Annotated in this window: 1 protein-coding gene; it reads right to left on the reverse strand. The window is 74.3% G+C overall.

What is annotated here, in order from left to right; all coding sequences use genetic code 11:
* Positions 1–218: acyltransferase domain-containing protein (locus HO151_RS05245; protein ID WP_173894935.1), on the reverse strand; the 218-nt coding region annotated here is incomplete at both ends.

The following is a 218-nucleotide window of genomic DNA, read 5'->3' on the forward strand; positions in this document are numbered from 1 at the left end:
CCCGTGAACGGCTCCAACGCCGCCGCACAAGCCCGCAGATGCCCCGCGAACACCGGCGAAGCACGCATCAACTCCACACCCATGCCCACCCACTGCGCACCCTGCCCCGGAAAGACGAACACCGTCCCACCCGGCTCACCCACCGGCACACCGGCCACCACCCGCGCCGACGGCTCCCCCGCCGCCAACGCCGCCAGCGCCTCGCGGTGGTCGGCCGG

The organism is Streptomyces sp. 8P21H-1 (assembly GCF_013302945.1).